This window comes from Cardiobacterium sp. Marseille-Q4385 (assembly GCF_916618745.1).
Classification (GTDB): Bacteria; Pseudomonadota; Gammaproteobacteria; order Cardiobacteriales; family Cardiobacteriaceae; genus Cardiobacterium.
The window spans coordinates 1,376,337-1,401,734 of the sequence record NZ_OU745373.1 but is presented as its reverse complement, the minus strand read 5'-3'; the positions used below and the strand labels follow the sequence as shown (position 1 = coordinate 1,401,734).

General features: G+C 60.8%; 26 protein-coding genes. 13 read left to right on the top strand and 13 right to left on the bottom strand.

Going from position 1 to position 25,398, the window contains the following annotated elements:
- Nucleotides 1-48: 48 nt before the first annotated feature.
- The gene (locus LG374_RS06870; protein WP_225756995.1) at nucleotides 49-543 is read right to left on the bottom strand and encodes an MliC family protein; all 495 of its coding nucleotides are present in this window, start codon (nucleotides 541-543) and stop codon (nucleotides 49-51) included.
- 30 nt (nucleotides 544-573) lie between these two features.
- A complete protein-coding gene (locus LG374_RS06865; RefSeq protein ID WP_225756994.1) occupies nucleotides 574-780 on the bottom strand; it encodes a hypothetical protein in 207 nt (68 codons plus the stop codon).
- A gap of 189 nt (nucleotides 781-969) precedes the next feature.
- On the opposite strand from LG374_RS06865, the gene LG374_RS06860 reads away from it, so the two are divergent.
- Nucleotides 970-1,647: a calycin-like domain-containing protein gene (locus LG374_RS06860; protein WP_225756993.1), complete on the top strand. Its 678-nt coding sequence runs from the start codon at nucleotides 970-972 to the stop codon at nucleotides 1,645-1,647.
- A gap of 93 nt (nucleotides 1,648-1,740) precedes the next feature.
- Here LG374_RS06860 and LG374_RS06855 read toward each other — a convergent pair whose 3' ends face one another.
- The 3 genes from LG374_RS06855 to LG374_RS06845 are packed head-to-tail and all read right to left on the bottom strand — an operon-like array spanning nucleotide 1,741 to nucleotide 4,330.
- Nucleotides 1,741-2,643, bottom strand: coding sequence for a nickel/cobalt transporter (locus LG374_RS06855; protein ID WP_225756992.1), 903 nt, complete (start codon nucleotides 2,641-2,643; stop codon nucleotides 1,741-1,743).
- On the bottom strand, nucleotides 2,628-3,203 hold the full coding sequence (locus tag LG374_RS06850; RefSeq protein ID WP_225756991.1) for a DUF1007 family protein: 576 nt from the start codon (nucleotides 3,201-3,203) through the stop codon (nucleotides 2,628-2,630). Before LG374_RS06850 ends, LG374_RS06855 begins: the two co-directional genes overlap by 16 nt.
- Nucleotides 3,200-4,330 (bottom strand): acyltransferase family protein, encoded by a 1,131-nt coding sequence (locus tag LG374_RS06845; protein ID WP_225756990.1) that lies wholly within the window; start codon nucleotides 4,328-4,330, stop codon nucleotides 3,200-3,202. Before LG374_RS06845 ends, LG374_RS06850 begins: the two co-directional genes overlap by 4 nt.
- A gap of 158 nt (nucleotides 4,331-4,488) precedes the next feature.
- Here LG374_RS06845 and LG374_RS06840 point away from each other — a divergent pair, with 158 nt between their 5' ends.
- Nucleotides 4,489-4,719 carry a YdcH family protein gene (locus LG374_RS06840; protein WP_115612571.1) on the top strand — a complete coding sequence of 77 codons (231 nt, stop codon included), beginning with the start codon at nucleotides 4,489-4,491 and terminating at the stop codon, nucleotides 4,717-4,719.
- A 236-nt stretch (nucleotides 4,720-4,955) separates the two neighbouring features.
- Here the strand turns inward: LG374_RS06840 and LG374_RS06835 are convergent, their stop codons facing one another.
- Nucleotides 4,956-6,593, bottom strand: coding sequence for an NAD-dependent malic enzyme (locus tag LG374_RS06835; protein ID WP_225756989.1), 1,638 nt, complete (start codon nucleotides 6,591-6,593; stop codon nucleotides 4,956-4,958).
- Nucleotides 6,594-6,628: 35 nt separating this feature from the next.
- A complete protein-coding gene (locus LG374_RS06830) occupies nucleotides 6,629-7,594 on the bottom strand; it encodes an AEC family transporter (RefSeq protein ID WP_225756988.1) in 966 nt (321 codons plus the stop codon).
- A 193-nt stretch (nucleotides 7,595-7,787) separates the two neighbouring features.
- Here LG374_RS06830 and LG374_RS06825 point away from each other — a divergent pair, with 193 nt between their 5' ends.
- The 3 genes from LG374_RS06825 (at nucleotide 7,788) to LG374_RS06815 (ending at nucleotide 10,258) form a co-directional block, all read left to right on the top strand.
- Nucleotides 7,788-8,132 (top strand): helix-turn-helix domain-containing protein, encoded by a 345-nt coding sequence (locus tag LG374_RS06825; RefSeq protein WP_225756987.1) that lies wholly within the window; start codon nucleotides 7,788-7,790, stop codon nucleotides 8,130-8,132.
- Nucleotides 8,133-8,193: 61 nt separating this feature from the next.
- Nucleotides 8,194-9,507: a TRAM domain-containing protein gene (locus LG374_RS06820; RefSeq protein WP_225756986.1), complete on the top strand. Its 1,314-nt coding sequence runs from the start codon at nucleotides 8,194-8,196 to the stop codon at nucleotides 9,505-9,507.
- A gap of 4 nt (nucleotides 9,508-9,511) precedes the next feature.
- Nucleotides 9,512-10,258 (top strand): TatD family hydrolase, encoded by a 747-nt coding sequence (locus LG374_RS06815; RefSeq protein WP_225756985.1) that lies wholly within the window; start codon nucleotides 9,512-9,514, stop codon nucleotides 10,256-10,258.
- A gap of 1,007 nt (nucleotides 10,259-11,265) precedes the next feature.
- Here LG374_RS06815 and LG374_RS06810 read toward each other — a convergent pair.
- The 5 genes from LG374_RS06810 to cysS form a co-directional block, all read right to left on the bottom strand.
- A complete protein-coding gene (locus tag LG374_RS06810) occupies nucleotides 11,266-13,185 on the bottom strand; it encodes an OPT family oligopeptide transporter (protein WP_225756984.1) in 1,920 nt (639 codons plus the stop codon).
- Between the two features lie 240 nt (nucleotides 13,186-13,425).
- Nucleotides 13,426-14,559 carry a radical SAM family heme chaperone HemW gene (hemW, locus tag LG374_RS06805; RefSeq protein ID WP_225756983.1) on the bottom strand — a complete coding sequence of 378 codons (1,134 nt, stop codon included), beginning with the start codon at nucleotides 14,557-14,559 and terminating at the stop codon, nucleotides 13,426-13,428.
- Nucleotides 14,556-15,128: a hypothetical protein gene (locus LG374_RS06800; protein ID WP_225756982.1), complete on the bottom strand. Its 573-nt coding sequence runs from the start codon at nucleotides 15,126-15,128 to the stop codon at nucleotides 14,556-14,558. The genes hemW and LG374_RS06800 overlap by 4 nt, the downstream gene beginning before the upstream one ends.
- 1 nt (nucleotide 15,129) lies before the next feature.
- Entirely contained in the window at nucleotides 15,130-16,677 is a 1,548-nt protein-coding gene (locus tag LG374_RS06795) for a site-specific DNA-methyltransferase (RefSeq protein ID WP_225756981.1), read from the bottom strand.
- Nucleotides 16,678-16,707: 30 nt separating this feature from the next.
- A complete protein-coding gene (cysS, locus tag LG374_RS06790) occupies nucleotides 16,708-18,063 on the bottom strand; it encodes a cysteine--tRNA ligase (protein ID WP_225756980.1) in 1,356 nt (451 codons plus the stop codon).
- 68 nt (nucleotides 18,064-18,131) lie between these two features.
- Here cysS and LG374_RS06785 point away from each other — a divergent pair, with 68 nt between their 5' ends.
- The 3 genes from LG374_RS06785 (at nucleotide 18,132) to LG374_RS06775 (ending at nucleotide 19,982) form a co-directional block, all read left to right on the top strand.
- The gene (locus LG374_RS06785; RefSeq protein ID WP_225756979.1) at nucleotides 18,132-18,710 is read left to right on the top strand and encodes a peptidylprolyl isomerase; all 579 of its coding nucleotides are present in this window, start codon (nucleotides 18,132-18,134) and stop codon (nucleotides 18,708-18,710) included.
- On the top strand, nucleotides 18,707-19,198 hold the full coding sequence (locus LG374_RS06780; RefSeq protein WP_225756978.1) for a peptidylprolyl isomerase: 492 nt from the start codon (nucleotides 18,707-18,709) through the stop codon (nucleotides 19,196-19,198). The genes LG374_RS06785 and LG374_RS06780 overlap by 4 nt, the downstream gene beginning before the upstream one ends.
- 67 nt (nucleotides 19,199-19,265) lie before the next feature.
- A complete protein-coding gene (locus tag LG374_RS06775; protein WP_225756977.1) occupies nucleotides 19,266-19,982 on the top strand; it encodes a UDP-2,3-diacylglucosamine diphosphatase in 717 nt (238 codons plus the stop codon).
- Between the two features lie 207 nt (nucleotides 19,983-20,189).
- Here the strand turns inward: LG374_RS06775 and LG374_RS06770 are convergent, their stop codons facing one another.
- Nucleotides 20,190-21,320, bottom strand: coding sequence for a phosphoribosyltransferase domain-containing protein (locus LG374_RS06770; RefSeq protein ID WP_225756976.1), 1,131 nt, complete (start codon nucleotides 21,318-21,320; stop codon nucleotides 20,190-20,192).
- 72 nt (nucleotides 21,321-21,392) lie between these two features.
- Between LG374_RS06770 and LG374_RS06765 the strand changes: the two genes are divergently transcribed.
- From LG374_RS06765 to LG374_RS06745, 5 genes are all read left to right on the top strand, one after another.
- Complete coding sequence (locus LG374_RS06765; RefSeq protein WP_225756975.1) at nucleotides 21,393-21,971, top strand: TerD family protein; 579 nt, start codon at nucleotides 21,393-21,395, stop codon at nucleotides 21,969-21,971.
- 56 nt (nucleotides 21,972-22,027) lie between these two features.
- Nucleotides 22,028-22,663: a VWA domain-containing protein gene (locus LG374_RS06760; protein WP_225756974.1), complete on the top strand. Its 636-nt coding sequence runs from the start codon at nucleotides 22,028-22,030 to the stop codon at nucleotides 22,661-22,663.
- 2 nt (nucleotides 22,664-22,665) lie between these two features.
- Nucleotides 22,666-23,283, top strand: a complete 618-nt coding sequence (locus LG374_RS06755) for a TerD family protein (protein ID WP_225756973.1) — start codon at nucleotides 22,666-22,668, stop codon at nucleotides 23,281-23,283.
- 179 nt (nucleotides 23,284-23,462) lie between these two features.
- Nucleotides 23,463-24,104 carry a VWA domain-containing protein gene (locus LG374_RS06750; RefSeq protein ID WP_225756972.1) on the top strand — a complete coding sequence of 214 codons (642 nt, stop codon included), beginning with the start codon at nucleotides 23,463-23,465 and terminating at the stop codon, nucleotides 24,102-24,104.
- 225 nt (nucleotides 24,105-24,329) lie between these two features.
- The gene (locus LG374_RS06745) at nucleotides 24,330-25,355 is read left to right on the top strand and encodes a zinc ABC transporter substrate-binding protein (protein WP_225756971.1); all 1,026 of its coding nucleotides are present in this window, start codon (nucleotides 24,330-24,332) and stop codon (nucleotides 25,353-25,355) included.
- Nucleotides 25,356-25,398: the final 43 nt, after the last annotated feature.

Sequence of the window (25,398 nt, the reverse complement as noted above, 5' to 3'; positions counted from 1 at the left end):
AAAACGCCGGAATGTCCGGCGTTTTTTTGAGGGTGGGTTAGCAACCCATTAGTTACGGATGATGCCGCTACGGCAGTTCGTCTCAACTGCATTGCCGTAGGGGTCAATGAAGTTGAGGATGCCTTCGCTGCCTTTTTGGTGCCATTCCGCACCGCGTCCGTAGAGACCGCTGGTGGCGACGTAGCGTTCACCAGAGGCGGTTGTGGCATTTTGCAGCACGGCACTCTTGTCGTTCAGGCGCAGTTCGATTTGCTCGGTGCCGAGGTGGCGGATGTCGACGGCAAGGCCGTTTTCGCAGTCAAAGTGGCCGGGGCCGCCGGTGTAGCCTTGTTGCTGCGGGCGCATCGGTTGACGCGGGTTCTGCTGCTGCGCCGGATTCTGCGGCTGCTGCGGATAGACATTATTATCCTGCGGGTAAACCGGATAGTTCGGCTGCGGGTTATTCGGCACGGGGTTGCGGTCGCGCGGGTTCATACCGCTGCTGACGCAGGCGGTGAGAAGCAGGCTGGCAAGTGCCGGAGCGATCAGTTGTTGCAGTTTCATGGGGATTTCCTTGTTGTTGAGGGATGGGGATTATTGTTGCGGATACACTTCTTGCGGCGGCATCTCTTGCGGTGCCACGCCGTAGTAGTTGCCACTCTGGGCGTCATTAACCTGTGGGTACACTTCGCCCTTGCGTTCCGGATGGCGATCGCGCGGGTTCATGCCGCTGCTGATATTTTTGCAGGCAGCAAGACTGGTAGCTGCGAGCGCCACGAAGATAATATGCTGAATTTTCATCGGTTCTCCTTTCGGGTAATGCCGGATGGCGCGCGCATCATAGCGAAATGCCCGGCGCCGAAACGCTAATATTTCGCAAGGCTGGGCTAACCATTTGGCAAGACAGTTTCGCCACACAATCTCTATACTGCGCCGCGCAGGTAGCGCATGGCATCCTGCGCTTTTCCCCTCAACTTTCAGGAGTTTATGATGAAAATTTGGTTCCCTGCCGCCGCTGCATTACTGGCTCTCGGCTTCTCCGCTACGGCTTCTGCCGCCCCGGTCAGCTATCAATGCCAGGGCAACAAGAAGGTAACGGTCAACTATTCCTTCAACAAACAGGGTATCCCGACCAGCGCCACCGCCACGCTGAAAGGCAAGGCACGCGTGATGAAATACGACTTGAATAGCTCAGACAACGTCGAAACCTACTTCAAAGGTGCGGGCTATGAAATCAGCACTTCCAGCATGGATTCTTCCAACTACCGCGAGCAGCCCATCATGATTTTTGCGCCGGGCAGCCAGATCCTCTTCAAGGATTGCAGCCCGACTGCAGGCGCAGCAGCTTCCAGCGACAAACCGGTTAACGCCAGCAAGGTGACCAAATCCGGTACCGTTTCCTATACGTGCGAAGCCGATCGCCGTCTGCGCGTGACTTACGGCTTCAACGGCGCAGGTGTGCCGGTGAAGGCTGATGCCACGCTGAAAGGCAAGAAAGTAACGATGAAATATGATCTTGCCAGTTCCGACAATGTCGATGTTACCTTCAAAGGCGCTGGCTACAGCCTCAGCACCAGCGATATGAACGCCGACAATTTCCGCGATCAACCGGTAATGGTTACCGGCCCGGGCAACCAGATCGCCTACAAAGATTGTTCTCCGGAATAATGGATGACAAGAAAAAGCCCGCTTCGGCGGGCTTTTTTTATGGCCATGCGGCAATACTGAGCGGCGTAAATACGGACTTCGCGTTAAACAGCGTCAGCGCGGCAAGCCGATGGGATTGCTGGTTGGTGCGGGGGTGATGTCGCTGTCGCTTTGCCAGAGCAAGGCGCCGAGGAGGATGAGGATGAGGCCGCCGACAAGAGCAAGGGTGCGGGTAAGGCGGGCTAAGCGGGCACCATCGTGGGTGAGGCGGCGGGCAAGGTGTTGTCTGCCGTGGTAACAGAGCAGCGCAATGGTGGCGATGGTCAGCGCGGTGCCGCAAGCGATGGCAAGCGTCATGGCAATGCCTGCGCCGATGAGGCTCCAGCTCCATGCGGCGGCAAGGCTGATAACGGCGCCACTGCATGGCCGGATGCCGATGGCGATGATAGCCGCCCACGGGCTGAGAGCGGACGTGGCGGGGGCATCGTGATGGTGGTGGTCATGGCCGCAGGCGCAGTGCGCGTCGTGCCGGCGGCGTGGGCGGTGACGGTAGAGGATGTAGGCGCCGATGGCGATGATGAGGGCGGCGTTGGCGCGATTCAGCCAGTGGCTGTGGTTGACGGCGTCTGGCATGAGCAGGTGCAGCAGCCCCATGGCAAGTGCAACCCAAAGGATGGCGCTGACCCCTTGCATGAGGGCGCCGCCGATAGCGATGGCGAGGGTTTGTCGCCGCGCGGTGGGCTGGCTGAGGGTGAAGGTGGCGATGATGGCTTTGCCGTGGCCGGGGCCGATGGCGTGCAGGATGCCGTAAAGGAAGCCGAGGCTGCTCAGTGTCAGCCAGGTTGTGGCGTCGTTGCCGTGGCGGCGCAGGGCGAGGAGTTGCGCGGCAAGGTCACGCTGCCACTGGTTTTGCAGGCGTTGCAGGGCGTGGTGCAGCGGTTGCCAGTAGGCGATAAGAAGGATGAGCAGGGCCAGCGCGATAAGTGCCGGCAGGAGACGGGTTAGGGTGTGCCGCATTGGAGTTCAGAGGTCTGTGCAAAGATGGCGCCGAGTCCGGCAGGTGCCTGGGCGTTCTGGTCGAAGCTCGCCGCCAGCTCTTCTTCTTCCGCTGTCGGGTTCGCCTCGCGGATGGTGAGGGTGCAGCCGTTGTCCCAACGTTTCGCCTGGTCAAGGGCGTAGGTGACGTCCATGTAATAGCTGTTTTCGTAGATTTTGAAACGCGCCACGCCACGCACGGGTTGTTTGAGCGGCAGGGTATAGCTGTAACGCAGGATGCCGCCACTGGTATCAACGGCGCTATCGCGCGGTTCGCCAAAGCTGAGGGCATCGCTGTAAGTGAAGCCGCGCTGTTCGCGGAAGTATTGGTCAATGTCTTTTTTGAACTGGGCAAGGGCAGTGGTTTCTTTATTGCGCTGGATGAGGATTTCCGAGGTGTAGGGGTCAAATTCCCAGCTTTCGCGCAGGGCGGTGAGCGCGCCGCCGGCATCGGTTTCCGGGGTAATGCGCAAGTCTATCCACTGGTGCGGATGGGCAAAGGCAAGGACGGGGGCAAGGAGCAGGAAGAGCAGGATTTTCATGTGGCGAGGGCGTGGCGTGGCTGTTGCGGTTTCAGGCCGAAGGCGAAGCGCAGGACGGCAACGCGGCGCACGCCTTCGTAGCAGAGGTAGGAGAAGATGAAGGTGAGGATGAGCAGCAGCAGGTAGTACTGGGTGTTGCTGAGGGCAGGGTCGTCCAGCAGCCAGCCAAGCATGATGACCAGCGGGTGATGGACGAGGTAGATGACGATGGCCGAGTTGATGAGATAGCGCACAGTGCGACTGCCTTCACGCTGCACATGGTAGAAGTAGTAGAAAAGGAGGAAAGCGACGCCGCCGGATGCCACCATCAACACCAGACGCTGGGTGAGGATGCCGTCAATGTTGTTATTGAAGATGGGGTAGAGCTCCAAGCCGTGCGGGTATATCAGGGCCATGGCAACCAGCGACAGCGCGCCCAGCAGGATGAGGGTGCGACGGCTGACACGCGCCAGTTTGTCCTGGTGGTAGTAGAGCAGCGAACCCGCGAAGTAGAAGGGGTAATACTGCACACCGTGCAGGATGAAGAAGTTGTAAAGCGTGCTGAGGTCGCCGCCGAGGTGCCAGCTTTCGTTGTTCCAGAAAATCAGCGCGACGTAGCCGACCGAGCCGATGGTCGCGACCAGCAGACAGGGCAACACCCCGATGCGCGCAAATACCCCGCGCGGTAGCAGCATATCGATACCGGCGAACACCATCAGGCAGATGAGGAACCAGCCGTGCATCACCCAGCGCCAGACGTCGTAATGCGCCCAGCGGTATTCCATGAAAATGCTGCCGAATACCTGCAAAAGGAAATTCACACCGAGACAGCCGAGGAGCAGCGGAACCAGCACGCGTTTCAGCCGCGCCCGCCAGAATACGGCTTTGGTTTTGCGTGCCAGCGTCATCTGCGACAGGAAGCCGGAGACGAGAAAAAACGCCTCCATGCGGAACAGGTGCTCGGGGTAAATCGTGGCATAAAGCGCCATCGAGCGGTGATACGGGCTCGCGTAAACAAAGGCAGCGAACGGCGAGAGGACGGCAGCAGCGTGCCAGAAAACGCCGATGAGCATCAGCGCGGCACGCAGCTCATCAAGGCCGTAATAATAGCGGGGCGCCGGGGTGGGGCGCGGGGTACGGGCAGACAAAATCAACGCCTTACGAAGTGGAAAGGCCCATTATTCACAAACGGCCGGGAAATGGAAACTTACTGTTTCAAAACTCGCCAAGGCGCGCCACAGCTAACACCGGGCCTCTGAAAATACGGTAAAATGGGGCTATCCCCCACAACATAAAGGAAAAACCCATGCTACACGAATACCGCGAACTGATTGCCGAGCTGCGCCAGAATGACAACCACTTTGCGCGCCTGTTCGACGAGCACAACAGCCTTGATGAAGAAATCAAGCGCATGGAAAGTGATGCCGCCGTCGTTGCCAACAGCCAGGCGGACATCGACCGCAAAAAACGCGAAAAACTCGCGCTGAAAGACAAAATTTACGACTACCTGCGCAAGAAAGAAGCCGCACGCGGCTGAAGCGTCAGACCAACGCAAAGCCCCGCTGATGCGGGGCTTTCTTTTACCTGTTCTTGCGGTTTCCCAGCGAAAGCCGATCCCGCTGCCGCAGAAGGAAGGCCAGCGCTATGATAAGGATGATGGATAGCACGCCTCCAGTAGCGGTGATAAAGATCATGATGTGCTTCCGTTATTTGGATATGGAAAGGGGCTGCACGATGACAGCCCCCTTTTATAGCTTGGCGACAATCGCGTGTTTATTGATATTCCGCCTGCCACATTGCATCCTGCACCGCCTGCACCCAATTATCCGTCTGCTTGGTGGCGACACCGTCTTTCACCGCCTGTTTGGCGACGGCAACCGCGACGGTGGCGGACGAGGCGCGCAGGTTATCCACCGGCGGCAACAGCGATGCGCCTACGTCTTGCGGGTTGACCTGTGAAGCGACAGCTTCGGCGGCAGCAAGCAGCATGCCGTCGGTAACGTGTTTAGCTCCAGAGACGATGACCCCCAGGCCAAGGCCAGGGTAGAGCATGGCATTGTTGGCCTGACCAATGACGTAATTCACGCCTTTATACGGTACAGGCGGAACGGGAATGCCGACCGACAGCAACGCCTTTCCGTCCGACCAGGCAATGGCGTCAGCGGGCATCACTTCGATGCGCTCGGTCGGGTTGGATAGCGGCAACAGGATGGGGCGCTCCACCCCGGCGCACAGCGCCTTGACGACGGCTTCGGTAAAGGCACCGTGATCGGTGGACGTGCCGATCAGGATAGTCGGTTTCACCTGCTTCACCACTTCGAGCAGGCTGATTTTGCCGTCCGCTTTCTGCCAGCCGGCCACTTCGGCGGCGGGGCGGGCGTATGCCTGCTGATAGTCGGGTAGGTCGGCCATATCGTCGGTAACAAGACCGTTGCGGTCGATCAGCCACACCCGTTTCTTCGCTTCTTCGCGCGAGAGGCCGTCGCGTTCCATCGCCGCGCTGATTTGATCCGCCATGCCGGTGCCCGCCGTGCCCGCGCCGTAAACGACCAACCGCTGTTCGGCGAAGGTTTGCTTAGTGACTTTCAGCCCGGAGAAGACGGCGGCCATAACGATGGCGCCCGTGCCCTGCATATCGTCGTTGAAAATACGGTATTTATCGCGGTTCTGTACAAGGATGCGGCGGGCATTGGATGGGCCGAAGTCTTCAAAATGCAGCAGCGCGTGCGGGAAGAGTTCCGCCGCTACTTTCAGGTATTCGGCTATCAGCGCATCGTAACGTTCGCCGCGCACGCGGGCGTGGCGATTGCCGAGGTAGGCGGGGTCATTGAGCAGCGCTTCGTTGTCGGTGCCGACATCAAGATTGACAGCGATGGTGCGCGCGGGGTGGATACCTGCCGCTGCGGTGTACACCGCCAGCTTGCCGACGGAAATATCCGTGCCGTTCACGCCCCAGTCGCCGATACCGAGGATTTCTTCCGCGTCCGACACCACCAGCAAATCAACATCATCCGCGCCGAGGCCCAGCGTCGCAAACGAAGCGCGGATATTCTCCGGGTGGTTCACATCGAGATACACGGCGCGCGAGCGGCGGTAATCGCGACTCCACTGCTTGATCGCCTCGCCGACGGTCGGGTCATAAACAATTGGCAGCATTTCCGCGAGATGATCGGTCAAGAGCTTGTAGTAGAGCACCTCGTTGCGGTTGTGCAGCTGGTCAAGAAAAATGTATTTCTCCATGTCCTTCTCGTAGGACGCGAACTGGCGATAGGCGCGCGTCGCCTGCTGGTCGAGGGTTTCCACGGCGACGGGCAGTCGGCCGGTGAGGCCATATTTTGCACGTTCATCAGCCGTGAACGCGGTGCCTTTGTTGGTCAGCGGGTTTTGCATGACATCGGGGGTATTACTCATCGTTGTCTCCTATGGGGATATTGAAGGGAAAGGGTTTAAAGGGGCAGCCATGCCAGCAGCCAATCCACCAGCGGCACTACCACCACAAAGAGCAGCGTGCTGGTGGTCACAACATTGGTGGCGAAGCGCACGTCGCCCCTGGCCTCGTTCGCCAGAATCGGCAGGACAGCCAACGCGGATACGGACGACTGCAGAATCAAAGTCTTGGCCTCCGCCGCAGGCAGCGCCAGCCAACTTTTGCCAAGATAAATCAGGACGAACATCAACAGCGGCGCGAAGACAAATTTACCCAGCAGCGCGGCGATGGTATCGCGGTCGAAGCGGATGCTTGCCAGCCCCGCATCGCACAAGGTAATTCCGATATAGAGAAGCGAAAGCGGCGTTACCGTCGCGCCGATATAGCCGAGCGCGGCATGGGCGAATGACGGCACCGGAATATCGGCCAGCAGGAAGACCATCGCCAGCAAAAAGCCCAAGAGCGGCGCGGGCAACAGTTTTTTCCAGTCAAATTTTTTCTGCGGTGCGGCGGATTGTCCGGGCAGCGGGTCGCGGGCAATCAGAAAGACCCCGAACGCCCAGGTCGAGACCGTATTCAACACGTAATAGACCAGAAAATACGGCATGGCCGCATCGCCGAACAGCGCCACATTGAGCGGCAGGCCGATAAAAATCGTATTGGCATTAACGATGGTGTTGATAAATACCCCACGCCGCCCCGGACGCACCTTCAATACCTTCACCATCAGCCAGGCCATCGGATAACCCAACAAAAGCGATACCACACCATATATCAGTCCATCCGATAATGCGGCGAGCTGGTCGCGGTGAAGATACGTCAGCACCGACACGAAAATCGATGCCGGTAGCGCAATATTCATGATCAGCCGCGAGATGTTGGCGGCGAACGTATCGGCAAACCAGCCGCGCTGTCGCAACACGAAACCCAGCGCAATCAGCAACACGACGGACAGGACACTTTCCACAGCGGTGAGGAAGATCATGGGTAGCTTCTTGGTTATAACCGTCGGGAACAGAAGGGAAAATACTAAGTCTGACAGCAGCAGACTGTCGCTCGTCCCGCATTGTACACCCATAAATCAAACTAAAAGGATGACCGTTCATATTAAAAAGTCCTTAATCAAACACGGATAAACGCTGAATATTCCACTTTCCAAGTTGAACGGACTACCTAAAATGAACATTAATCATGAAGAAATCAACCGCCGCATCGGCCGCGCTATTGCCCAATACCGCCAGCAAAGCGGCCTAACCCAGGAACAGGTGGCGGAAAAACTGCAAATCGGCAATGAAGCAGTCTCACGCATGGAACGCGGTCTGATCATGCCGAATGTCGTCCGCCTGCTAGAACTGGCGGAAATCTTCGATTGCACCGCTGCCGAACTGTTGGCCGAAAGCAGCCCGCGCCTCTTCGACAAGACGCACCATGTGCACACCACCATCGCTAGTCTGGCGGAAAATGACCGCCAGTTGATGCTGCATTTTCTCGAACGCTTTGCCCACCGCCTGCAACAGGCGTGAGCCGCCAAGCGGGACAAAACGGGCATTCCCACCTGAAACATCGTCGCAGCGGCGTAGAATAATGCGCCAACCGTTTCCCATCCCGATTATGCCCAGCACCCTCACCCTCGACATCACCGGCTTCGATTATGAAGCGCGCGGCGTCGCCCGCCACGACGGCAAGACCCATTTCGTCAGCGGCGCGTTGCCGGGCGAACGCGTTACCGCCCGCGTTCTCGAAAGCAAAAAACGCTACGCGACCGCAGAAGCCATCGACATCCTTATCCCTGCGCCGGAGCGCGTTCCGCCCGCTTGCCCGCATTACGCCGCCTGCGGTGGCTGCGCCCTGCAACACGCCAGCGACGCCGCGCAGCACCGTCTCAAAGAAACCGTCTGGCTGGAACAGCTGGCGCGCATCGGCGGCGTCCGTCCGCAGACCGTTCTCCCTGCCATCAGCGGGGCCGACTGGCACTACCGCGCCCGCACCCGCCTTGCCTGGGACGGCGAACACCTCGGCTACCGTGCCCGCGCCGGTAATAGCGTCGTCCCCATCACGCATTGCCTCACCCTCGCCCCTGCCCTCTCCGCCCGCCTCCCCGACATCCGCGCCCTATGCGCCGCCCTCGCGCGCAGCACCGCCATTCTCGGCGTGGACCTCAGCGCCGGCGACGGGGTGAACGTGCTGCGCATCCGCCTACGCGATGCGGTGGACGCGCGCCCCGCGCAAGAAGCCGTCGCCGCCTGGCATCAGGAAGACGGGCAACTGTGGCAAATCCGCCTGCAACACGGCGCTGGAACCGTCGCCATCCCGCCGGACGCGCCGCCGCTGGCCTATCAGCTGCCCGATTACGGCCTCACCCTCCCCTACGCCCCGGACGATTTCACCCAGGCCAACAAAGCCCTTAACCGCCGCCTGGTATCGCTTGCGCTGGCAACCCTGGACGCGGAAGCAGGCGCGCGCGTCATGGATTTCTTCTGCGGCCTCGGTAATTTCAGCCTGCCGCTGGCGCGTAGCGGCGCAGACGTGCTCGGCATCGAAGGCGTGGACGAAATGGTGGCGCGCGCCAGCGCAAACGCCGCTGCGCACGGTCTTGCCGACCGCTGCCGCTTCATGCGCGCCGACCTTTTTGCCGTTACCGCCAAACAACTGCGCCGCTGGGGCCGGGCGGACTACTGGCTGCTCGATCCGCCGCGCGCCGGGGCGCAGGCGCTCTGTACCGCGCTCGATCCGAAACACGGCCCGGCGCGCATCGCCTACGTTTCCTGCAACCCCGGTACCCTCGCCCGCGACGCCGCCATTCTCAGCGGCAAAGGCTACCGCATCGCCAGCGGCCGCCTGCTGCACATGTTCGCGCAGACGGCGCACGTCGAAAGCCTGCTGCTCTTTACCCGCTGACGCCATGCCCGCCTTCACCGACAGCCACTGCCACCTCGACTGGTTTCCCGATCCTGCTGCCACCGTGCGGGAAGCGCAGGCGGCGGGCGTTGGCCGCATCGTCATCGCCGCGACCACCCGCGCTCGCTGGGCGGACGTGGCGCGCGCCGCCGCCCTGTCCGGCGTGTACGCCGCTTACGGCCTGCACCCGCTCTATCAGGACGAACACAGCGACGACGACCTGCACGCGCTGGAAACGCAAATCCACAACCACCCGACCGTCGCCATCGGCGAATGCGGCCTCGACTTTCTCGCCGGCGACAGCGCCGCGCAACGCGCCACCTTTGCCGCGCAAATCGACATCGCCCGCCGCCACCACCTGCCGCTGCTCCTGCACGCGCGCAAATCGCTTGATGCCGTGCTGCATCAGCTGAAACGCGCCCACTACGCCCGCTTCGTCATCCACAGCTTCACCGGCTCGGACGCGCAACTGGCGCAGATCTTCGCCCTCGGCGGTTACATCGGCATCGGCGGCACCTCGACCTACCCGCGCGCCGCCCGCCTGCAACGCCAACTGGCGACCGTCCCCGCCGACCATTACCTGCTCGAAACCGACGCTCCCGACCAGCCCCTCTGCAGCTACCAGGGCGAAGCGAACCACCCCGCGCGTACCGCCCTCGTCGCCGCCAACCTCGCCCGCCTGCGCGGTGAGCCGCTGGATCGCATCAGCCGCCAATCCGAAGCGAATTGCGATGCTTTTTTTGCCTGGTGAGCCCAGTAATGACGCCGCTTGGCGAGCCCAGTGTTTACCCCGCTTGGCGGCTCGCCACGAGCCCAGTGTTTACCCCGCTTGGCGCGCGCCCAAGCCCGAATTTTGTACGGAAACAATCCCGTCCCCCGCTTGCGGGGGACGGGGCTCCCATGAAAAAAATGCTCGCATTTTTTTCATGGGAGCCCGGGAAGGTGGCCGCAGGCCGGAAGGGGGGAATACAAACCCAGTGTTTATGCCGCTTGGCGGAACCAGTAATGACACCGCTTGGCGGGCCCAGCAACCGCGCCACTTGGCGCACTGTCCAATCCCGAATTTTGTACGGAAACAATCCCTTCCCCCGCTTGCGGGGGACGGGGCTCCCATGAAAAAAATGCTCGCATTTTTTTCATGGGAGCCCGGGAAGGTGGCCGCAGGCCGGAAGGGGGGGAATAAAAACCCAGCGTTTATGCCGCTTGGCGAGCCCAGTATTTACACTGCTTGGCGGGTCCAGCAGTTACGCCGCTTGACGGCTTGCCACGAGCCCAGTGTTTACCCCGCTTGGCGCGCGCCCAAGCCCGAATTTTGTACGGAAACAATCCCTTCCCCCGCTTACGGGGGACGGGGCTCCCATGAAAAAAATGCTCGCATTTTTTTCATGGGTACCCGGGAAGGTGGCCGCAGGCCGGAAGGGGGGAATAAAAACCCAGCGTTTATGCCGCTTGACGGGCCCAGTAACGACGCCGCTTGGCGCACTGTCCAATCCCGAATCTTGCACGGAAACAATCCCGAATCTTGCACGGAAACAATCCCTTCCCCCGCTTGCGGGGGACGGGGCTCCCATGAAAAAAATGCTCGCATTTTTTTCATGGGTACCCGGGAAGGTGGCCGCAGGCCGGAAGGGGGGAATAAAAACCCAGCGTTTATGCCGCTTGACGAGCCCAGTAACGACGCCGCTTGGCTGGGCATCTCACCTCCCGCCACAAAAAAAGCCGCTATCCCGGATAGCGGCTTTTTCCAGCGGTTTCGCCTCAGGCCTGTTTCGGCTTGACGGCAACCTTGTAGAGGAAGATGCAGAGGGCGGCGTAGGTGGCGATGCCGAGGTAGGTAGCCGCCGGGGTTTCCGACCAGTCGGTCATGAAGACATCCACGCCGGCGATGCGCAGCACCGCGCTGAACAGGCTGCCGATAGCGCCACCGGCAACCAGGCCGGAAGCGATAGTGTTGCCTTCGCTGAGGCGCAGCGCGCTCAGTTTTTCGTCCTTGCTGCTGTTGGCAACGAAGTGGGCAATCAGGCCGCCGACCAGGATCGGGCTGTTGATTTCCATCGGCAGATAGGTGCCGAGGGCGAAGGCCAGCGGCGGCACTTTCATCATCCACAGCACGACGGCAAAGAGCGCGCCCGCCATGTAGAGCGGCCATTGTGCGCTTTCGCCGGTCATCAGCGGCTTGATGATGGCGGCCATGGCGTTGGCCTGCGGCGCGGGCAGCGGGTGTTCGCCGGTGAAGCCGTAGGCGTTGTTGAGCAGGATGAGGACGCCGACGGAGAGGACGGAGGCCATGATGGCGCTGACAATCTGCCATTGCTGCATCTTGGCGGGCGTCGCCCCGGTCAGGTGTGCCACTTTCATTTCCGACATGAAGTTGCCCGCCATGCCGATGGTGGTGCCGACGAAAGCCGCCATCATCAGGATGGCGATCATGCCGACCGTGCCAGAGACGCCAGCCGAGGTCAGAATCAGGGCAGCGACGATGATCATGAAGATGGTCATGCCGGAGACGGGTTCGTTACCGGTGTAGGCGATGGAGCTGATGCCGACCACAGAGAGCAGGAAGGACATGATGAGGACGATGAGGAAAGCCAGCACGGTCTGGGTCAGGTTTTCGGCGTAGTTGATGTGGAAGAAAAGGGCGAAGAGGAAGGTGGTCACGATGATGCCGAGGACGAGTACCGACATCGGAATATCGCGCTGGGAACGCGGCAGGTTCACTTCCACGGTCTTGCTGCTGAAAATATCGGTGATGGCTTTTTTCACCACGCCGCTGACCACTTTCGACATGCTGATCAGGCCGATGATGCCCGCCATCGCCAGCATGCCGATGCCGATGTGGCGGATGTAGTGGCGGAAGACGACATCCACCGGGACATCGGCGAGCAGTACGTTCTGCCCGTCCACCTGCATGACGTGTTCCGGCGCGAGGTAATACACAATCGGCATGCAGACGAACCAGGAGAAGAAGGAACCGGCGGCGATGATGGCGGCGTATCTGAGGCCGGTGAAATAGCCGAGGCCGAGCAGGGCGGCGTCGGTATCCAGCGAGGCGGTGAGCTTGGTCTTCTCTTGCAGGAGCAGGCCCCATTTGAAGGTGTTGGTGCGGATGACTTCCTGCCACCAGCCAAGCGTGTTCAGCACAAAGTCGTAAAACATGCCGATGGCGCCGCTCACCATCATCAGCTTCGCCTTGCTGCCGCCGTTACTGGTCAGCACCTCCGTCGCCGCGCGTCCGGCCGGGAAGGGATAGACGAAGTGCATGTCCTCGCAGAAATAGCGGCGGAACATGACGCAGAGGAAAACGCCGAGGACGCTACCGAGCACAATCGGCGTTGCCATCTGGAAGAAGCTGATGCCTTCGATATTCAGGATATAGAAGGCGGGCAGGAAAAAGAGCGCCCCGGCGAGGCCGTTGGTACCAGCACTGGCGATCGCCTGGATATGCACGGTTTCGGCAAAGGCATTCTGGCGGCGGAAGACGATCGCCATGCCCATCGCCAGAATGGAAACAGGGGCGAAAGCATCAATGGTCTGGCCGATTTTCAGGCCGAGATAGCCGACGGCGAGGGCAAACACGGCGGCATAAAAAAGTCCCCAGAAAACGACGTAGCTGTTGATTTCCACGTAGTTTTTGTGGGGGTCCATCACGGGTTGGACGGGCAATATTTTCTCTGACATGGCGAGTTCCTGATGATTTGAGGGATGGCGACATCCTGTCCGGCTTCCTGTGTGGGCATATTAACACCTCAAAATGCAGCTATCCAATATTTTCCACATATAACCACAGAGAAAAAACAGGGAAAATGATGAAATGGTGTGGTTTTTTTCTCGCTGGAAGCGGCACGCGCTCTTCCATCCCGCTTGTCGTAGCGATGCCAGGGAACCACCCCGCCCTTGTTGGCTTTCCCGGAATCAGCCTTACAAAAACGCATCCAGCACGTTGTTGAGCAGGGCGAAGCCGCGTGGCGTCGTTTGCAGGCGGTGCTCGATATCCGGCGCGAGCAGGCCCTGGGCGACGAGTGTGTCCAGTATCGGGCGGATGTCGTCCAAGCTGAGGGCGGTGCGTTCCATCAGGTAAGCGGTCGGCACGCCGTCTTTCAGGCGCAGGGCGTTCATCATGAATTCAAAGGCCTGTTCGTCGCGGGCGACGGTAAGCTGCTGGTCGCTATACGGGTTCCCGCCCGTTCCCGCCGCTTTTTGGTACGCCGCCGGGGCGCGGTATTTGCTGCAGCGGGTGATGGTGCCGTCCCGCGTCTGTTTGCCGTGCGCGCCTGCGCCGATGCCGAGGTAATCGCCGTATTGCCAGTAGTTGAGGTTGTGGCGGCAGGGTTCACCCGCGCGCCAGGCCGAGGTTTCATACTGGCGGTAACCGCCCGCCGTCAAGAGGGCGCTGCCCGCTTCGTAGATGTCGATTTGCGTGTCGCTGTCGGGGAGGACGGGCGGGTTGGCGTAGAACGCGGTATTCGGTTCCAGGGTGAGTTGGTACCAGCTGATGTGCTCCGGGGCGAGAGCAATGGCCTGGCGCAGGTCATCCAGCGCGCCGGCGACGTCCTGCCCGGGCAGGGCAAACATCACATCCAGATTGATACGGGCAAAGCCCGCCTGCTGTGCGAGGGTAACGGCGCGCACCGCTTCGGCGCTGCTGTGGATGCGCCCCAGCGCCTGCAACTGCGCATCGGCAAAGCTCTGCACGCCGATGGAGAGGCGGTTCACGCCCGCCGCGCGGTAAGCGGCGAATTTTTCTTGCTCGAAGGTGCCGGGATTGGCTTCCAGGGTGATTTCGCAATCGGCGGCAAGCGGGGCGAGACGGGCGATACCGTCCAGCAGGGCGGCAACCGCCGCACCGCTCAACAGGCTCGGTGTGCCGCCGCCGATGAAGATGGAGTAGATGGGGCGGCCGTCGTAATCGGCGGTGAAGTCGGTGAGCAGGTGGCGGATATAGGCCGTTTCATCGATCTGCCCGCGCAGGGCGTGTGAGTTGAAGTCGCAGTACGGGCATTTGCGCACGCACCACGGGATGTGGATGTAGAGGCTTTGCGGGATGGGGTTCATGGTGTGGCGGCGCAGAGGCGGAAGAGTTGGGCGAAGTCTTTGTTCATGTCGCCGTAGCGGAATTCGTGATTGGGGGTTTCGTAGGGGAATTTGGCATAGGCATTGTGGGTGACGACGGGGTAGCGGCTGATCTGCGCACCGCTGATCCAGCCGTAGAAGGCGACGATGCCGAGGGTGAAATCCACGAGGCCGACCACGACGTAATCTTTGCTGGCGGGATGCTGTTCCTGCGGGTAGCCGTAGGTCCAGTGATCGTTGGGCAGGTTGGGGGTGGATTTTTTCGCCACTTTGACGTCGATGGTTTTGCCGTGAATGGCGACGTCAAAGGCGTCGCTGCGCGCCTGGCTGAAATCGGTCGTGTCTTCTTGAAACGGGATGCGCTGGCTGTGCAGGAAATGGCGGAAGGCCGCTTCGCCGAGGCAGCCGATAGCGGCTTTTTCCAGACGCAGTTCGTCGTCGTAGCCGAAGCGGGAATAGAGTTGCTGCGCCAGCATCGCCGCCGCCTTGCTCTGCGCGTAGCGCCAGTGGGCGGCGAAGCGGAAGCCGTTGTCGCGGCGGATGAGGATCATGTCAGGCCTCCCCGTCGTCGCCGATTTTCAGCACGCGGAAGCCGCCGTCCCAGTTGGCGGGCAGTGGTTGTCCGTCGGCGGCGGCAGTCTGGCGGATGGCAGCGGCGGCGCGACGCAGGCGTTCTTTGCCGATGTCAGCAATGGTCAAGTATCCCGCTTGACCGGCGGCGGAGTGGCGCGGCGTCCGTTCCGCCAGTTGCACCATGATGAAGCGGCGGCTGCCGCCGTCGGCGGCGTTGAGCTGCATCACCGCATGCGCCGTGGTCGCCGAGCCGGCGAAGAAGTCGAGGATGAGGCCGTCCTTGCCGACATTGGTGTTGATCAGGTAGCGCAAGAGCGACAGCGGCTTGGGGTAGAGTTTGTCGGAGAAGTTCGGGCTGAAGAGTTTGTCCAGCTCGCTGCCGGCGTTTTCGTTGGTGCCGACGCCGCAGTCCTGATTGAGCAGGTTCCAGGATTTTTCCGCCGCATAGGCTGCTTTTTCGTAAGAGGGCGAGAAGGCACGGCTTTGGATGAAGACTTGCACCCCGGCGCGGAGTTGCTGTTCCAGATAGGGCTGCGTCCACTTGAATTTGCCGCGCAGGTGTACCGGGCGGGTAAACACGCCGCCTTTGACGGCGGTCGCCTGTTCCAGCTCGATGTTATAGGCCTTGGTGCCGTACATGCCCGCCGGATAGACACCATCGGCCAGTTTGGTGCGGGTGAGGTAGGCGGGGAAGACCAGCCTGCCCACGGCATTGCTCTGGTTCATCAGACCGTTGCTACTTTTCGCCGCCTTTACCGTCCCCCACAGCGGCACATCTTCTTTTTTCTGGTAGGCGAGGATGTATTCGCAGGTTTTTTTGGTTTTCCGCGACAGGTTGGCCGGCGTCGTCGTTTTCTGCCAGCTAAAGAGTTCGATGAAGTTGGCAGCGCCAAAGAGTTCGTCGGCGATGATTTTCAGGTTGGCCAGCTCTTTTTCGCTGATGGAGATGAAGATGACGCCGTCATCCGCCAGCAAGGGGCGCGCCATTTTCAGGCGGCTGTACATCATTGACAGCCAGTTGGCGTGCAGGCGGCCATCATGCTCGTGGTCACTGCCCGCCTCGTCGCCGGTTTCGCTTGTCTGCTGCCGGGCGCGGCGGCGGTACACATGGTGGCTTTCGGCGAATTTGTCCTTGTAGATGAAGTCGTTACCGGTGTTGTACGGCGGATCGATATAGATCATTTTCACTTTGCCGGCGTAATCCGCCTGCAAGAGTTTCAGCGCTTCCAGATTGTCGCCTTCGATAAAGAGATTGTGCGTGTGCGCGAAATCCACGCTTTCCGCCGGACAGGGGCGCAGACGGTGCGCGGGCGGCGTGTTGGCGGCAAGGATGGCGGCACGCTTGCCCGGCCAGTCCAGGCGGTAACGTTCCTGCGGGCCTTCGGCCAGCGCCCCCGCCAGTTCCTGACGCAGCAGGTCGAAATCCACGACGGGCGCGGGTTTGCCGTGCGCGCCCCGGCTTTCGCGGATGCAGTGGGGAAAGAGGGCGGCGATTTTCGCCAGCGCACTGTTGTCGTGCCCCGTCATTAACCGATGCTTCCCGGGCAGCAGGCGGGGTTATTCATAGCACCACTCGGTACCGCCCGCCGTGTCTTTGAGGATGATGCCCTGGGCGGCGAGTTCGGCGCGGATGGCGTCGGCACGGGCGTAGTCTTTCGCGGCTTTGGCGGCGTTGCGTTCGGCGATACGGGCGGTAATCGTCGCTTCATCGAGGCTGCCTTCACCTTTGAGGAAGACGGCGGGGTCTTGTTGCAGGATGCCGAGGCGGCCGCCAAGCGCTTTCAGTGTCGCGGCGAGGTGGGCATCGCCGCTGTTGATGCTGCGGGCGAGGTTGCAGAGGACGGCAAAGGCTTTCGGCGTGTTGATGTCGTCGTTCATCGCTTCTGCGAAGGCGGCGACGGCGGCGGTATCCAGCGCGCCGTCCAGCGGCTGTTTGTCAAGGGCGGTGTAGAGGCGGGTCAGCATTTTTTTCGCTTCAGCCAGGGCGGTATCGCTGTAATTGAGCGGGCCGCGATAGTGGCTGCCGAGGATGAAGGTGCGCAGGGTTTCGCCGTCGTAGTGCTTGAGCACGTCACGCACGGTGAAGAAGTTGCCGAGCGATTTGCTCATTTTCTCGTCGTTGATTTGCACGAAGCCGTTGTGCAGCCAGTAGTTGACGTGCTGGTGGCCGCAGGCGCCTTCGCTTTGCGCGATTTCGCATTCATGGTGCGGGAATTTGAGGTCCATGCCGCCGCCGTGAATGTCGAAATGTTCGCCGAGCGCGGCGGCGCTCATCACCGAGCATTCGATGTGCCAGCCGGGGCGGCCTTGGCCCCAGGGGCTGTCCCAACTGGGTTCGCCGGGCTTCGCCGCTTTCCACAGCACGAAATCAAGCGGGTCGTTTTTCGCTTCGTTCACCGCGATGCGTTCGCCGGCGCGCAGGTCGTCCAGGCTGCGGTTGGCGAGCTTGCCGTAGCCGGGGAAGCTGCGCACGGCGTAGTACACGTCGCCATTGTCCGCCGCGTAGGCGTGGCCTTTTTTGATGAGCGTTTCAATCAGGGCAATCATGCCGGGCACGGCGTCGGTGGCGCGCGGTTCTTCGTCCGGCGGCAGGCAGCCCAGCGCCGCTTCGTCTTCGTGCATGGCGGCGGTGAAGCGGGTGGTGAGGTCGGCGATGGGCTCGCCGTTTTCGGCGGCGCGGGCAATGATTTTGTCGTCGATGTCGGTGATGTTGCGCACGTAATGCAGCTCATAACCCAGCGCGCGCAGGTGGCGGGCGATGGTGTCAAAAGCGACCATCACGCGCGCATGGCCGATATGGCAGTAGTCGTACACGGTCATGCCGCAGACGTACATACCGATTTTGCCTGCATGCAGCGGGTGGAAGGGTTCTTTTTGCCGGCTCAGGCTGTTGTAAAACTGCAAGGCGCTCATGGGTTCTCCAGTGGGTCATCTCAAAAGTTTGTTAGTATAAACGCCCCTTGAAACCTAAGGAAAAACCCATGACCAAACGGCTTTTCAGCCTCTCACTCTGCCTCGCTTTCGGCAGTGCTCTCGCCACGCCGACCGCCATCATCCACACCACAAAAGGCGATATCACCCTCGAACTCGATGAAGACAAGGCTCCGGCCACTGTCGCTAATTTCCGCCGCTACGCCGAAGACAGCTTTTATAACGGCACCATTTTCCACCGCGTCATCCCCGGCTTCATGATTCAGGGCGGCGGCCACACCGCCGACTTGCAGGAAAAACCGGCACGCGAGCCGATCGCCAACGAAGCACACAACGGCCTGAAAAACGCACGCGGCACCATCGCCATGGCGCGCACCAGCGATCCGCATTCCGCCACCTCGCAATTCTTCATCAACCTCGTCGATAACGACGCCCTGAACCCCGGCGGCGCGGACAACTACGGTTATGCCGTCTTTGGCAAAGTCACCAGCGGCATGAACGTGGTGGACGCTATCGCCAAAGTGCCGACGGAAAAACGCCCACCGCACGCCAACGTCCCGACAGAAACCATCACCATCCAATCCGTTGAAATCCTTCCCGAAAAAAACAAAGAGGCCAAACGCAAATGATCCGATTCATCACCAATCACGGCAACATCGACATCGAACTCGACTTCGACAAAGCCCCCGCCACCGCCGCCAACTTCGAGCAATACGCCAAAGACGGCTTCTACAACGGCACCATCTTCCACCGCGTCATCCCCGGCTTCATGATTCAGGGCGGCGGCATGGAAAGCGGCATGAAAGAAAAAGACACGCGTGAACCGATTGCCAACGAAGCCGACAACGGCCTGAAAAACGCGCGCGGCACCATCGCCATGGCGCGCACCAGCGACCCGCATTCCGCCTCGGCGCAATTCTTCATCAACCTCGTCGATAACCACTTCCTCAACCACACCAGCAAAACCAACGCCGGCTGGGGTTACGCCGTCTTCGGCAAGGTCGTCGCCGGCATGGACATCGTCGATAAAATCGCCACGGTCAAAACCGGCCGCAGCGGCATGCACAGAGACGTGCCGCTGGAAGAAGTGGTGATTGAGAAGACAGAAATCCTCTGAACCTCCACCAACATGGGGCGGGCTTCAGCCCGCCTCTTTCTTATCCACCATCCAACCGGAATCCCCCGTGGCGGAATACTTCCTCGCCGACATCCATCTCAGTGCCGAACGGCCCGACATCACCGCCGCCTTCCGCGCCACCCTCGCTGCCCTCGCCCGCGACGCCAGCGCCGTTTACATCCTGGGCGACCTCTTCGACTACTACCTCGGCGACGACCTCGCGAGCCCCCTGCAACAAGACATCGCCGCCGCCCTCGCCGCCCTGCCTTGCCCCGTCTATTACCAGCACGGCAACCGCGATTTTCTCCTGGGCGACGCCTACGCACGCGCAGCCCACATGCGGATTCTGCCCGAACGCTACCGCCTGAGCCTCGGCGGCAAAACTGTCCTCATCGAACACGGCGATCTGCTCTGCACCGATGACCACGGCTACCAGCGCCTGCGCCGCATCCTGCGTTGCCGCTGCCTGCAACGCCTCTACTACCGCCTGCCCGCGCGCCTGCGCCTCGCTATCGCTGAAAAACTGCGCGGGCAAAGCCGCAAACGCAGCCGCCGCAAAGCACCGCGCATCACCGACACCAATCCCGCCGCCATCTACCGCGTCCTGCAAGAACAGCAGGCAGAAATCCTCATCCACGGCCATACCCACCGCCCCGCCGTGCATCCGCTGGATGACGGCAAGCGCGTGTACGTCCTCGGCGACTGGCATCCACATGGGCAAATCCTCTGCCACGATGCGGACGGCTTTCGCCTCTTCGACAGCGCCAGCCTGCTGCCGTTATAGTCGTTTCAAATAGACCTGATCTTGCTTGGCGGGCCCAGTACACGCCGCTTGGCGGGGTCAGGTTTTATCCCGCTTGGCGTGTCCCGGACGTGAATCTCGCACAAAAAAAGCCCCTCCCCTTTTTTATGGGGGAGGGGTTAGGGTGGGGGTTGGACAAAACCGCGCAGCGACAAAGCCCTGTATTTACGCCGCTTGCGAGGTCAGTATTCAGGTTTCATCCCGCTTGGCGCGCAAATGCAGCAATCGCGCATCCAGCGTTGCCGCGGTTTCCCGCAACGCCGCGTTGGCGGGGTGTTCGTGGCAGATAAAAACGTGGTCGTAGGCGTCAGGCGTGGCGAGGTTGTAGAGGTAATAAGGCACGCCGGCGTCGTAGGGGTCGGCGAAGCTGCGCTTGTGCAGCAGTGCGCCCCATGGAAGTGCGGGCGAGCGGCTGCTTGATTGCAGATACACGTCCGCGCCGCTGCGCGCTGCGAGTTCGCGGGCGAAGACGGCAGGTGGATGGATAAATTCGCCGGTGCCGAGGACAAGAACGCGTGCCCCCGCGCCGATGTCGCCCGTCTCCGCCCAAACGGCGGAATCCAGCCGCACCGCCTGGCGGATACCGAGGCGGCCAAAGCCGCTGTCGGCAATGGTAATGGGCGCTTCCTGCACAGCGGCAACGGGCGGTACGGCAGCGGTCGCTTCGTAATGCCAGCGGCCGCGCAGCAGGCTGTGGCGCTGCACGTCACGAGCGGCGGCAGGCGGGCTGAAATCGGTGAGCGAGAGCCAGTGCGCCGTGCGCAGGGCGGGCAGTTGCGGGCGCAGGGCAGATGCGAGGGCGCGGAAGGTGTTGCCGGTCGAGAGTTCATCATCAATCAGCACCAGGCTTTGTGCGGCATTGAGCAGACTGCGCTCGGCGGGCAGGTGCAGCCATTGCTGCGCGGCATGGCTGTGGCTTTCTTCGAAGGGGCAGATGTCGGCGCCAGCGACGCGCAAGCGGCTGGTGTGCAGGTAGAGCGCGGGCGTGGCCGGGTGGGCGGCAAGCCAGGCTTCAAAGACGCCTTGCGCCAGCGCGGTCGCCGTTTCCGCCATGCCGATGAAAAGCACGGGGGCAGGCAGGTCGGCGGGCAGTTTCGCAGCAAGCAGGCGATGCACACGGGCGAGGGTCGCGGTCGGCACCGGGATGTGTTTGCCCAGCACTTTGCTGACGAAGAGGAAGGCGCGGCGCGGGTTATCGCGGGCACCGAGGGCAAACAGGTCGTCCGGCGGCAGGTCGGCATGGTCAATGTCGAGATGCAGGGTGCCGTAGGGCAGGGAATAGGCGGGCATGGCGGGGTAAGTGGTTATAAATGCGCGCATTATAAGCGGGGTAATGCTGGTACAATCGCCCGCGCTTTCTTTCCATCAACCTTCCTCAATTAAGGAGTGCTTATGGCAGTCAATCTGCAAAAAGGCCAGAAAATTTCTCTGGAAAAAGAAGCGGGCGGCACGCTCACCAGCGTCGTTATGGGTCTCGGCTGGGACGTCGCCAAGAAAAAAGGCCTGTTCGGCTTTGGCCGTGAGCAGTCTATCGACCTTGACGCTTCCTGCTTCATCTTCGATGACAACAACAACCCCATTGATCTCGTCTATTTCGGCCAGCTGGCCAGCCGCGACGGTAGCGTCCAGCACAGCGGCGACAACCGCACCGGCGAAGGCGACGGGGACGACGAACAAATCGCCGTCGCCCTGAACCGTATCCCGGCCAACGTCAAAACCCTGGTCTTCACGGTCAGCAACTACACCGGGCAGAATTTCAGCCAGGTGGAAAACGCCTACTGCCGCCTGGTGGACGGGCAGACGGGCAAAGAAATCGCCCGCTACAACCTCTCCGCGCAAGGCAACCACACCGCACAAATCATGGCGAAGGTGTACCGCCACAACGGCGAATGGAAAATGCACGCCATCGGCGAAAACAGCCAGGGTGCGACGCCGGATCTTATCCTGCCGAAAATCGTCCCCTACCTTTAAGCCACACAAGGCAGCCCCGGCGGCTGCCTTTCCGCCCAAACCCATAAGGAAACCCCATGCGACGCCTTCCCGTTTACCTCCTCGTTGATACCTCCGGCTCCATGCACGGCGAAGCCATCGAATCCGTGCGCAACGGTCTACAAGTCCTCGTCTCCGCCCTGCGTCAAGACCCCTACGCGTTGGAAACTGCCTATCTCTCCGTCATCACCTTCAATAACGACGCCAAACAGCTCACCCCGCTCACCGAACTGATGAGCTTCCAGGTGCCTGATCTGCGTGCCAGCGGTATGACCGCCCTCGGTGCCGCGCTGACCCTGTTGGCCGACTGCATCAACCGCGAAGTGGTGAAAGGCAGCGCCGAAGTCAAAGGCGACTGGAAACCCGTGGTTTTCCTCCTCTCCGACGGCGCGCCGACCGACGACCTGGAAAAAGGCATCGCCGCCATCCGGGGCGTGAAAACCGGCACCTTCGTCGCCTGCGCCGCCGGCCCCAGTGCGGACACCGCCACCCTGAAACGCATCACCGAAACCGTCGTCTCGCTCGACACCGCCGACGCCACCTCCATCAAGAGCTTCTTCCAGTGGGTCAGCTCCTCCATCTCCGTTTCCAGCCAGAAAATCGAAAGCGGCAAAGAAGTCAGCGGGCTGGACGAACTGCCGCCGCCGCCCCCTGAACTCAACATCGTGCTGTAAACATGGCCATCAACCTGCAAAAAGGCCAGGGCGTCAGCCTGCGCAAAGAATCGGGCTACGACCTTTCCCGCCTCACCATCGGCCTCGGCTGGGACATCGCGCCAAGCAGCCCCGCTTACGACCTTGACGCCGTCGCCTTCCTGCTGGATGCAAACGGCAAAGTGCGCAACCTCGGCAAAGCGGGCGCAAATGGCCGGCCGACGCTGGAAGGCGGCGACGTCGTCTTCTACAACTCGCTCATCCACCCCAGCGGCAAAGTGCGCCTCTCCGGCGACAACCAGAGCGGCAGCAGCGCGGGTGATGACGCCGAGCAAATCGAAGTGGATCTGGATACCCTGCCCGACAGCTACCAGCAAATCCTCTTTGTCGTCGCCATCTACAAAGGCCACGAACGCGGACAGAGCTTCGCTGGCGTTCGCCGCGCCTACATCCGCGCCCTGGATGGCAAAGGCCAGGAAATTTGCCGCTACGACATCGGCAGCGACCCGACGAATCGCGCCTGCGCCATGACCTTCGCCACCGTGAAGCGCGGCGCAAACGGCTGGCACTTCAACGCCATCGGCGACTTCCACGACACTGACCGCTTTGTTGACCTGCTGAAACACTACCTGCCCTACTGATACCAACCTGGGAAGCTATCTGCGTGCGTTGGCGCGTCTGAGCGGATCCCCATAAGAATCGCCATGCGATTTTATGGCAACCCGCGCCATACGCCCTGTACAGTCTTCGCCACGCTGCCTTCTCGGCCTGATTCTTGGATTGATCCATCGACCACCGCCCGCCACCCACAGGAAACCCCATGTCCCGACGCCTGCTTACCTACATCTGTATCGATACCTCCGGCTCCATGCGCGGCGAGCCGATCGAAGCCGTCAACACCGGCCTGCATGCCCTGCTTGCCTCGCTGCGGCAGAACCCCTACGCACTGGAAAGCGTTTATCTCACCATCACCACCTTCGACTCCAAAATCAAGGACGTCTTGCCGCTGACCCCGCTGGAGCAAGTGGTGCTGCCGGAAATTGTCTGCCCCGAGAGCGGCGCGACCTTCCTCGGCGCGGCGCTGGAACACATCGCCCATGCCGTCAAACGCGACCGCATCATGACCAGCGGCGAACAAAAAGGTGACTGGCGCCCCATCCTCATCATCCTCACCGACGGCAAACCGACCGACCTACTCGCCTACAGCGAAGCCATCCCCGTCATCAAATCGCTGGGCTTCGGCAATATCGTCGCCTGCGCCGCCGGGCCGAAGGCCGATGCCTCTTACCTGCGGCAACTGACCGACACCGTCGCCTCGCTCGACACCATGGATGCCAGCGCCTTTGCCAAATTCTTCCAGTGGGTCTCGGCGGCGGTTGCCAGCAGCAGCGTCAGCGTCGGCGCCCCGACGGCAGGCAACGATTTGCCGCCGCCACCGCCGGAAATCAACATCGTCTTGTAATCAGGCGGCGCCCTTCGGGGCGCTTTTTGCAGCGCATTCGCGGCTGTAACGCAGGACGGCTTCGCTTGGGCTTTTTTGCGTTCTGTTCACCATTTGGCAGATATGACAAGAAAAACAAATTTATGGCCATAATACGCGTGGTTGTCGTGATAAAGATGACGTTATGCCGTTGCAAAAAATGACCGGAGTGCTATGATTTTGCACCGCTTAATCACGGAGACCATCATGCAAAAACTCATCCTCGCTACCCTCGTCGCTATCAGCTGCCAGGCACTGGCCGCACCGAAAGTCGTCGCCACCATCAAGCCGGTGCAATCACTTGCCGCCCAGGTAATGGACGGCATCGCCGAACCAGAACTGCTTATCCGGCAAGGCTCACCGCACGGCTATCAGATGAAGCCGTCGGACGCGAAAGCGATCAATCAGGCCGATCTGGTCATCTATGTCAGCCATGAGCTGGAAACCTTCATCCCGCCGCTTTTGCAGAAAAGCCCGCAGGTGCACAGCATCGAATGGCTGAACCTGCCCAATCTGTATCCGCTACCGACGCGGCATGGCGGCTTGTGGGAAGAAGGCGGCCATCACCATCATGACGATGACGGCCACGATCACGACCATCATCATGACGGCGATGCGCACGACCACGATCACGGTCATGAGCACGGCGGACACGACCATGATCATGCGCATGACCACGACGGACATGACCACGATCACGACGGCCACCATCACGGCAAATACGACGCCCACCTGTGGCTGAGTACCACGCGCAGCAAGCAGCTGCTTACCGCCATTGCCGACGAACTCGGCAAGATTGACCCCGATAACGCCGCCAAATACCAGGCAAACGCAGAAAAAAGCCGCGCCGCGCTGGACGCCCTGCATCAGGAGCTCAACGGCAAACTCGCGCCGCTGCAAAAACGCCCCTTCATGGTCTTCCATGACGCCTACCAATACTTTGAACAGGATTACAAACTGAACGCCGTCGGCACCGTGCGCGTGGATCCCGAACATGAACCCGGTGCGAAACGTATCGGCGAGTTGCACGAACAGCTGATGCATAACAAAGTCGTGTGTCTCTTCAGCGAGCCGCAATTCCCGGCAAAAATCGTTGATAAGCTGGCGAAGGAAAGCGGGGTGAAGACCGCCGTGCTGGATCCGGTCGGTGCGGATATTCCCGCCGGCAAGGCGATGTACGCGCAGCTGCTCGGTAATCTTGCGGACAATCTCAGCGGCTGCCTCAAGCCCTGATTTCTCCTCGCCGAACCCCGCCACCCTGCGGGGTTTTTTCTTG